The sequence below is a fragment of the Methylocaldum sp. 14B genome, assembly GCF_002005105.1.
In the GTDB taxonomy this organism is placed as follows: Bacteria; Pseudomonadota; Gammaproteobacteria; order Methylococcales; family Methylococcaceae; genus Methylocaldum.
This window is the reverse complement of record NZ_MSCV01000057.1, coordinates 1-9,290: the sequence shown is the minus strand read 5'-3', so window position 1 is coordinate 9,290 and position 9,290 is coordinate 1. Positions and strand designations below refer to the sequence as shown.

At 63.8% G+C, this 9,290-nt stretch carries 9 protein-coding genes; all 9 read left to right on the top strand.

What is annotated here, in order from left to right; genetic code table 11:
• Window positions 1–173 precede the first annotated feature (173 nt).
• The 9 genes from B2A78_RS25110 to B2A78_RS25070 all read left to right on the top strand — a co-directional run bounded on the left by B2A78_RS25110 (window position 174) and on the right by B2A78_RS25070 (window position 9,075).
• Window positions 174–605, top strand: a complete 432-nt coding sequence (locus tag B2A78_RS25110; RefSeq protein WP_077732794.1) for an STY4534 family ICE replication protein — start codon at window positions 174–176, stop codon at window positions 603–605.
• A gap of 76 nt (window positions 606–681) precedes the next feature.
• Window positions 682–1,263 carry a DUF3275 family protein gene (locus tag B2A78_RS25105; RefSeq protein WP_077732793.1) on the top strand — a complete coding sequence of 194 codons (582 nt, stop codon included), beginning with the start codon at window positions 682–684 and terminating at the stop codon, window positions 1,261–1,263.
• Window positions 1,264–1,913: 650 nt separating this feature from the next.
• A complete protein-coding gene (locus tag B2A78_RS25100) occupies window positions 1,914–2,471 on the top strand; it encodes a hypothetical protein (protein WP_143735317.1) in 558 nt (185 codons plus the stop codon).
• A 90-nt stretch (window positions 2,472–2,561) separates the two neighbouring features.
• A complete protein-coding gene (locus tag B2A78_RS25095; RefSeq protein ID WP_077732791.1) occupies window positions 2,562–3,632 on the top strand; it encodes a DUF6876 family protein in 1,071 nt (356 codons plus the stop codon).
• A gap of 265 nt (window positions 3,633–3,897) precedes the next feature.
• Complete coding sequence (locus B2A78_RS25090; protein ID WP_077732790.1) at window positions 3,898–5,010, top strand: DUF6094 domain-containing protein; 1,113 nt, start codon at window positions 3,898–3,900, stop codon at window positions 5,008–5,010.
• 278 nt (window positions 5,011–5,288) lie between these two features.
• Complete coding sequence (locus tag B2A78_RS25085; RefSeq protein ID WP_077732789.1) at window positions 5,289–5,720, top strand: hypothetical protein; 432 nt, start codon at window positions 5,289–5,291, stop codon at window positions 5,718–5,720.
• Window positions 5,721–5,737: 17 nt separating this feature from the next.
• Window positions 5,738–6,046, top strand: a complete 309-nt coding sequence (locus B2A78_RS25080) for a hypothetical protein (RefSeq protein WP_077732788.1) — start codon at window positions 5,738–5,740, stop codon at window positions 6,044–6,046.
• Between the two features lie 90 nt (window positions 6,047–6,136).
• Window positions 6,137–6,625, top strand: coding sequence for a DNA repair protein RadC (radC, locus tag B2A78_RS25075; protein WP_077732787.1), 489 nt, complete (start codon window positions 6,137–6,139; stop codon window positions 6,623–6,625).
• Window positions 6,626–6,717: 92 nt separating this feature from the next.
• On the top strand, window positions 6,718–9,075 hold the full coding sequence (locus tag B2A78_RS25070; protein ID WP_077732786.1) for a DEAD/DEAH box helicase: 2,358 nt from the start codon (window positions 6,718–6,720) through the stop codon (window positions 9,073–9,075).
• Window positions 9,076–9,290: the final 215 nt, after the last annotated feature.

Genomic DNA, 9,290 nt, shown 5'->3' with positions numbered 1-9,290 from the left:
AGTTTCAACCGTGGCGACTGCGGCTCAGTCGCACCCTTCACCATCGCGGGCCTGCTCGAACGATGGCCGCTCCTTCGGGAGCGCCGCAGGCATCTTCAACCTTCTCCGGGGGAACCCATACCCCGGTCGGGTCGGGATTTCTCCGGTTCATTCATGCCTATAGGAGAAACACCATGAACCCACCTGACGAGAAATACTTCGACCTTCATATCACCGGCATCGGCTATCTGAACCGCGTGCGCGAGGTACCGATCAGACGCGGCCAGCCATTTCTGGCGGTCGAGGTATCCGCTCTGCACGGCGCGGCGGATGCCGTCGAATATACCCGCTTCGATTGCCGGGTGAGCGGCCAGGACGCACAAGCAGTCGTCTGCCAATTGATGCCGGCCATCCAGGCGCGCCAGGCCGTACTCGTCGGTTTCAGGCTGGGCGATCTCTATGCCGAGACCTTCACCTACGAGAAAGGCGAGAAGGCCGGGCAGACCGGCGTCAGCCTGAAGGCCCGGCTGCTCCATATCGCCTGGGCCAAGGTCGACGGGCAGCCGGTCTATCAGGCGCCCGCCAGGAGCCAAGCGTCCGCTCAGCCCGAGCCGACGGCAGCGTAAGCCGATTTCACCCACCCGACGGGGCAACCCCGTTGCGGGGCTGCCTCCGTTTTTCATTCAACCGGAGGCTATCCCCATGATCAAACTCAGCGGAACCCTGTACATTCGCGCCATCCATGGCCGTAACGGCACCTTTTCCGTCGGACGGCTGGTGACCGAGATCGGCGAATTCGCCGTCAAGGACACCTTGCTGGACCAGTACGACGAGGGCCGCTACGAAGGTGAATTCGGCGTCTCCCGGATCTATCCGGCCAATTATCTGGCCGGCGGACGGCTGGTCGTCGAGGTCCGTGCCACGCTGGCAACCATGGCCCTGGCGGCCATCGACGAATTGCCGGCCGAGCAGCAATCGCCCCTGCCGGAGCCCGATCCCATCGATCTGGAACCGCAGGCCGAAGCCACCGCGCCGAGCTTTCGCGTGCCGGCGGGGGAAACGTCTGTACCGGGCGCGAGCGCTGATGAAACCTTGGACAGCCCGGATTCGCCGCCTGATCAGGAGGCGGACGAACGGCTGTTCGGCGTTCTTTGGCCGCTGGGCGCGACGGTGAAACTCGATACCACGGTCGACCGTGCCCGGTTTCGGCAACAGAAGGACAGGCTCAAGGCGCTGGGTTACCGGTTCCAGCCGGTCGGCCAGGTTTGGCTGCGGGCGGATTAGGGTCTCTATCTCGTGCAAGGTTCCGGTCGGAGCCTTGCACCGTTTCTCGTCGGTTCCGGGCCGCTTTCGCGAAATCGCTCGTCCGGGCGATTCCGCGAAGGTCGCTCGACGGCCTTCGCCTTGCACGTCGCCGGCCTCCGTCGCCGGGAAAGGACGGAGCCCTTTGTGCGGTAGCGACTGCGCGCCGGATGTAGGGCCTCGTGCTCCCAGGGTCAGGTCCGGCGGTGTTCATGGCTCGCGTTCTACCGGGGACGACGGCCGGTGCGGCGCTCGGGAGCGCGCTTGACCCGCCGCTCACCGGGCGATCGACGATTTCCGCCCGAAACGGCGCGATCCTTCGGGATCGAATCGACATTCGAAGGTCCGCCCAGGCGGACCTTCCCGGAACCGCAGTCGAGGCGGTTGCGGGAAGGTGTTCGACCGTGGCGACTGCGGCTCAGTCGCACCCTTTGCCATCGCGGGCCTGCTTGGCGATGGCCGTTCCTCCGGGAATGCGAGCAGGCATTTTGTAAACCGCTCCGGCGCTGCCGGGGCTTATCAACCCAGACCCATGCGGGGAATTCGTTCCCCGAGGGACGGATGTCTCCCTGGGTATACGACTCGAGGAGAAATCCGATGAACGTGATAGAGCGATCTTTGAAGAGTGCGGAATGGCGGCTGCCGGCCCGCTGTCCGGGAGACCGGCCATGAGCGGGGTCAAGCATGCATTGGTCGTGGTCCGGGGCGGCATCGCCGAAGTGTTCGCCGACCGGGATGTTCGGGCGGTCGTGGCCGATCTGGACCATCTGGAGCGGGCGCGCCGCGGCGAGGGCAAGGTCACGCCCCTGCATGCGTCGTTCAAGCCGTTGCTGGCCCTGGCGCAGGTCGACTATCCCACGAGTGATGCCCCGGAGTCCGCGACGGACGAGGCCTGGCATCTCCCGAACGACAGGAAACCGGAAGACCGGAATCCGGCCGATGGCCTGGGGCTCCGGCTGTTTCGGGAACTCGATGCGCGATTCGAAACGATGGGCACGATCGTGGATCGGTACGGCGTCATGACGCTGATCGATCTCTGGTGGCTGACCTATGCCCTGCTCGAAGGCAAGGGCGAATGCATTCAGGAATGGAGCGACAGCCGTGTCAGCGAGGTGCTGGCCGAACTGCCCTCCGGAGCGGAGTACGCCCGCTTCGTCCTGAAACTTTCGGAACTGGGGGAACTGATCTGAGCGTGAGGGATCGCGCTGTTGTCAACCCGTCCGGGGCGATAGCCCCGGATGGGTTCATCCGCTCCGGACCGTTTCAATGAGGAGACTGCGATGAATCCTAATGGCGTGAAATTGTTTGCACTGGACGACGTGCACGGGGTCTATGCCGATGCATTCGTCACCGACCAGACCGAGCATCTGTTGTTCGGTTCCTTCTGGGGACGGGACACGTCGATCCAGGAACTGATCGCCCGTTTGACCCTGCCCTCCACCGAGGGCGGACTTTACCGATTGCACCTGGTGGATCAGGACGATCCGGGTCGGAAACACGAGGTTCTGATCGGAAACGCCGACCGCCTGGTGAAAATGACCGGGCGCATGCCCAAGGCCAATCTGTTCGGCGATGTCGCTCAGGTCTGGCTGTACGACCGTCTGGCGACGGATCCGGATTACGGTTCGCGCCGGGCCGTCCGTTTGTTCTCGTGCGACGACGCCGATCCGGCGCGTGTGGCGCTGGAAAGCGATCTGATCTGGGGGCTGTTCAAGGACGTCTGCCATCTGCCCCTGCTCGACCCCTGGCGGGAGACGATCGTGCGTACCGCCGTACAAAGGGGCTGGGTGAGCTTCCACGCCGGCATCGGCATTCATGCACTGATGCTCAACCTGGGCTCGGAGGAGCTGGAATCGGTCATCGAAACCCTGATCCGCGACGGGCAGCTGACGCTGGGCGAAGCGAAGACGACGGGTTCGGTAAACGAGCCGTTTCGGAATACCGAGGCAGCCGATCTCCCCGCGCCCCGCGATGCTGAATCCCGTCGCCTGACCGCCAGCCAGTTGGCTCACCGACTGAATGGGTTCACCGGTACGACGATGTGGTATCGCCATCCGCTGGTCAGAGCCCTGACCTACACGGACGGCGTCCGGTTTTTCGCCGACAACGGCGGCGAACAGGGCGCCTACTGGTTCCTGGACCTGGTAGCGACGGAGTTCTATCCGCTGCTCAAGACGGAGCCGTTCCTTCTGATCGTCTTATCCGTAATGGAGAAGCGTGGGCGGATTCGGGTCGAGGACGGGAACGGCCGGATCATCCGGGAAAAGGATATCGACTACACGGATCTGCAAACCGGAGACTGGCGGTTCTACCTGACCGACGACGTGCTGCTGCTTCCCGGCGAGTACTGATATCGGTTGCCAATGCTTAGCCCTCGTTCCGGGGGCTTTTTCGAGCGCCGCGTGCGGTGTTGGAAAAAGTTTCCGACTGAAAGCGATTCGACCGTCGCGACTGCGGTTCAGTCGCACCCTTCGCCATCGCGGGCCTGCCTTCCCGATGGCCGTTCTTTCTCGAACGAATGCAGGCGCTTTCATCAATCGACCCGGCCGGGGAATCGAACCCTGTTCGGGTTCGGTCTCTCCGGCGGAATTTTTCCACTCGACAGGAGAGACCGATATGGCACTGATGTTTCAACGGCTGGCGCGAAATTTCGTCAAGGCCGGATACTTTCCCACGGACGAAGACACCTTGGCGCGGGTTCTGTCCATGCTGGAACCGTCCGCGCAGGGGTCGATGCGGATCATCGATCCTTGCGCCGGCGAAGGCGTGGCGCTGGCCGAATGCCGGCAGCATCTCGGACCCGGGCGCACCGAGGCCTTCGGCGTGGAATTCGACGCGGAACGGGCCTGGCACGCCAAGGGGCTGCTCGACCGGGTGATCCACGGCGATTACCAGGAAACGGTCATCACCCCGAAGAGCTTCGGCTTGCTTTGGCTGAATCCGCCGTACGGCGATCTGGTCGGCGACAAAGGCGCCACCGGAGACGCCACCAAAGGCCGGCAACGGCTGGAGAAGCTGTTCTATCAGCGCGCGGTGCGGCTGTTTCAGCCGGGCGGCGTCATGGTCTTGATCGTGCCCCACACCAGCCTGGACAAGGAATTCTCCGGCTGGATCGCCGCCCACTTCGAGCAGGTGGCGGCTTTTCGGGCGCCGGTGCAGACCTACCGCCAGGCGGTGGTGGTCGGCGTTCGGCGGCGAGGGCCTCAGATCGATGACGATATCCGGCCGGTGCGGGACCACCTGGCAAGGCTCCACCGGGGCGAAACCGAAGAGGTCCTGCCCGACATCTGGCCGGGGGAACCCTATGTCGTGCCCCCGGTACCGGGCAACGCCGTTCCGCTCCGCTTCAATGCGGTGAAGATGGACCCGGCGCAACTGAAGGACGAGATTCGCCGATTCCCGTGCCTGTGGCCGCAGTTCGACCTGCATCTGGCGCGGACCGCGAAGAGTTCCAGGCGGCCCCTGAAGGCCCTGTCGCGCTGGCATCTGGCTCTGTCCCTGGCGGCCGGCCAGGTATCCGGGGTGGTGAAATCCAGCGACGGCGCGAGGATCTACGTCATCAAGGGGGATACCTTCAAGCGGAAGGACGTGACCACCGCGATCGAAGAGACCGAGTCCGGCCGTCTGGTGGAAATACGCACCGCCACCGACGTGTTCGTGCCGGTGATCCGGGCGCTGGATTTCACGCCGGACAGTCCGACGTTCGGCCGGGCGCTGGTGATCCAGTGACGGTCTTTCGGTCATAGCCTCCGTTCCGGGGGCTTTTTCGAGCCGCCCGAGGGCCGCTGGAAAAAGCCACTGGCTTTGTTCTGCCGCCGCGACCGCGGTTCGGTCGCCGAGGCCTTCACCTCGTAAATCATGAAGCCCCTTCGCCGCCGCGCGCCTGCACTTGCCGACGGCCGCACCTCCGGGTGTGAAGCAGGCTTTTTCGACCTCACCCGACCGGGGAAACGCCCCCCGGTGGGAGCGCTTCTCCGGTCTTTCCTTGAACCACGGGAGAAGCACTCATGAAGACATCCACGCACAAGCCCGGCACGCGTCCGAGCCGTAACGACCTCCACAACCTGGGGTCGCTGATCAGCTATGACGATCACGGTCTCGAACGCTGTCTCGGCTATCTGATGCATTTTGAAGGCCATGGCGTTTACGAGCCCCGCTTCGGGCGCGTCGACGTCACGCCCGCCGAGGCGGAGCAGCACAATCGCGCGCTCAGCCTGGCCGAAATCCAGGGCCTCGACGAGACCTGCGAGGTTGGCCAGGGCGCCGTGTTCTACCCCGCCGAGGCGCCGGGCGGTTCGATCATCGTCTCCACGTGGACCGGTGACCGCATCGCCGAAGCCACTCGGACGGGACACCGTATCCGCTTCAGCCGAAACGGAAAAACCTTCGTCGGCCGGGGGACGCCGGGCGCGGCCGTGTTTTTCAAGCGAATCGACTGACATAGCCAGGAGGAATCATGTCAACCAGCGACGCACGACTTGCCGCACTCAGGCGCTTATGGACGGTGGCCAATGGCCATTCCGGACAGTGCAAGACGATCGCGAAATTTCTGTTGGGACTCTACAACGGGTATCGATTCCCGTTCGATCTCACGGATTTTCGGACGCTCGACCACACCCTGTTCCGGGGTTGCCTCCAGGTCCTCGAACAGGACTATCGGCCCGAATTGGAAGTCCATGACCGCCTCGGGATCCCCGGCGCCCAGTTCGAACGGCTCGCCGAGGACTGGGGTATCCGGGATCACAGTCGGGAAGGCGCTTTGTAGCGGACCTTCGACCAAAGTCGTTTCAACCCTTGCCGGGGATGCTCATCCCCGGCAAGGGCATGGCATGCCCGGACTCAACGGAGGCATGCCATGCCAAACTACACGCTTTACGTGCGGGACGCGTTCGGGGACTACGCCCCGGCCGGACCGGAACTCATCATTGCCGAAGCCAAACGGCGCATTGCCGCGAGGTTCCGGCGCGGAACCGCCCTGACCTCGCCGAATGCGGCACGGGAGGCCATTCACCTGAAGCTGGCCGAGTACGACCATGAAGTTTTCGCCGGTCTGTTTCTCGATAATCAGCACCGGCTGATCGCGTTCTCGGAGCTGTTCCACGGCACCATCGACGGCGCCAGCGTGTATCCGCGCGAAGTCGTCAAGGCGGCGCTCGGCTGCAATGCGGCGGCGGTGATTTTTTGCCACAACCACCCGTCCGGCGTTGCGAATCCCAGCGAGGCGGACAGGGCCATCACCCAGCGGCTCAAGACCGCCTTGAACCTGCTGGACATTCGCGTCCTCGACCATTTCATCGTCGGCGCCGACGCGATCTATTCCTTCGCCGAACACGGTCTGTTGTGAGATCAGCGGCGAATTTCGACTTCGACTCAACCCACTCGGGGCAGACGGCCCCTCGTGGGTGGTCTGCCCTATATTCCTTGAAGGAGCAGACCATGACCGAAAGAGCACTCGATATTAACAACGACACCGATACGGATTCCGAGCTAAGTACGGAATCCGGCGGAATTGAACCGGCACCGGAGGTCTCGGCGGAGGTGATTTCCCTGTCCCGGTTCGTGGCCGATTTCGGCGACGGACTGATGCAGGCCGTCTCCCGACAGAATCCGCCGGTGTACGACGGCCGACCGAATCCGGGCCGCGACGCGGTGATGGAGAGCCTCAAGCGCAAGCCCTTTCCCGCCCAGCGGGACGTGATCCAGGCGGTAACGGCACTGCTGGTCGACGCGGACGAGGACGCGGCCATCATCAATGCCGAAATGGGGACGGGCAAGACGATGATGGCGATCACCACAGCCGCGGTCTTGCGAGCCGAAGGCTATCGGCGCACCCTGGTGATCTCGCCGCCCCATCTGGTCTACAAGTGGCGGCGGGAAATCCTGGAGACCGTGCCGAACGCTCGCGTCTGGGTTCTCAATGGCCCGGATACGCTCCGGCAGTTGCTGACGATCCGGCAACGGATTGGCCGGTCAGAAGACGCGGACCATGTGGAGTTCTTCGTCATCGGCCGGGTGCGGATGCGGATGGGCTTCGACTGGCGGCCCGTCGCCGTGGCGCGGAAGCGCCACGAGCGGGTTTATACCGAGATCAACAACCCGCGTTCGGTTTCCTTCGTGCAGTCGACGGCTTACGCGGCGTGTCCGGACTGTGGCACGATCCTCACGGATGAGGACGGCGCGGGGATGGCGTTGGAGTGTTTCCTGAAAGGCGCTGGCGATGAGCGGCGGCAAGCGTGCCCCGGTTGCGGGGCGGCCCTCTGGAGCCTCAAGCGGCCGGGAACACAGAAGGACCGGACAGCAATCGTCCGCGATGCCCTCTGCCAGCTGCCGACCATCGGCCCGAAGACCGCCGACAAGCTGATGGCGCGGTTCAGGCCGGACGCCCTGGCCGACATGCTGGGCGACAACCCCTACGATTTCGTCAACCTGATGGATGACGAGGGGGAACTGGTCTTCAGCGACCGACAGGCCTTGCGCCTGGAGCGGGGGCTCGCCACCCGCGAGTTCGCCTTCGGCCAGGGTGGCTACCAACCCACGGAGTTCGTGAAGCGGTATCTGCCGCAGGGGTTCTTCGATCTCCTCGTGGTCGATGAAGGCCACGAGTACAAGAACGACGGCTCGGCGCAGGGCCAGGCCATGGGCGTCCTGGCGGCCAAGTGCCGCAAGGTGCTGCTGTTGACCGGGACGCTCATGGGCGGCTACGCGGATGACCTCTTTTTCTTGCTCTGGCGGATCTTGGGCCGCCGGATGCGGGAAGACGGGTACCGGGCCAACCGGCGCGGGAGCCTGGCGCCGGCGGCGCTCGCGTTCATGCGCGAGCACGGCGTCCTCAAGGACGTGTTCAAGGAAACCGACGACGGCAGCCACCGTACGGCCAAGGGCAAGAAAGTCACGGTGCACACCAAGAAGGCGCCGGGGTTCGGACCCAAGGGCATCGCCCGCTACGTCCTGCCCTATACCGCCTTCCTGAAACTGAGAGACATCGGCGAAAACGTGCTGCCACCCTATCGGGAGCAGTTCGTGAACGTCGGCATGACCGACGCGCAGGCGAAGCAGTATGAAAGCCTGAGGAGCCACTTGGTCCAGGCACTCAAGGAGGCGCTTCGCAAGGGCGACAAGACCTTGCTGGGCGTGGTGCTCAACGTGCTGCTGGCCTGGCCGGACTGCGCTTTCCGCGAGGAGGTGGTGAAACACCCGCGGAGTGGAGGGCTGCTGGCCTATGCCGGGCCTGTGTTCGGTGACATGGAGCCCGCACCCAAGGAACGGGAACTGATCCGGCTCTGCCGGGAACAGAAGGCGCGAGGCCGCCGGGTGCTGGCGTACACGATCTACACCGGCACGCGAGACACCTCGCAACGGCTCAAGAACCTGTTGCAGGCGGAAGGCTTCAAGGCGGCGGTACTGAGGTCCAGTGTCGAGACGTCCAGGCGCGAAGACTGGATTCTCGATCAGGTCGACCGGGGCATCGACGTCCTGATCTGCCATCCGGATCTGGTCAAGACCGGTTTGGACCTGCTGGATTTTCCGGCGATCGTGTTCCTGCAGTCGGGTTTCAACGTGTACACGGTCCAGCAAGCCTCGCGGCGCTCCTGGCGCATCGGGCAGACGCAGCCGGTCGACGTGTTCTACCTCGGTTACGAAGGCACGGCACAGATCGATTGCCTGAGCCTCATGGCCAGGAAGATCGCCGTCAGCCAGTCCACCTCGGGCGATATGCCGGATACGGGGCTGGATGTCCTGAACCAGGACGGCGATAGCTTGGAAGTCGCGCTGGCGAAGCGGTTGATAAGCTGAATTCAGGGGAGCTTAGGCTCCCCGTTTTTTTGGGGCAGAGCAAGCCGGCGTGTCACCAACCTCCATTTAGGCCTGGCGATCGTCCGCTCCGTGCCCTAAATAATTTAACGAGCCCGGTAGCGGGAACATTCGCAGTTCGGCCTTATGTAAAGCTTTACATAAGGCCGAACTGCCGCCGGACGGATAGGCGCGCCCGATGAGTTCTTATCGGCCAT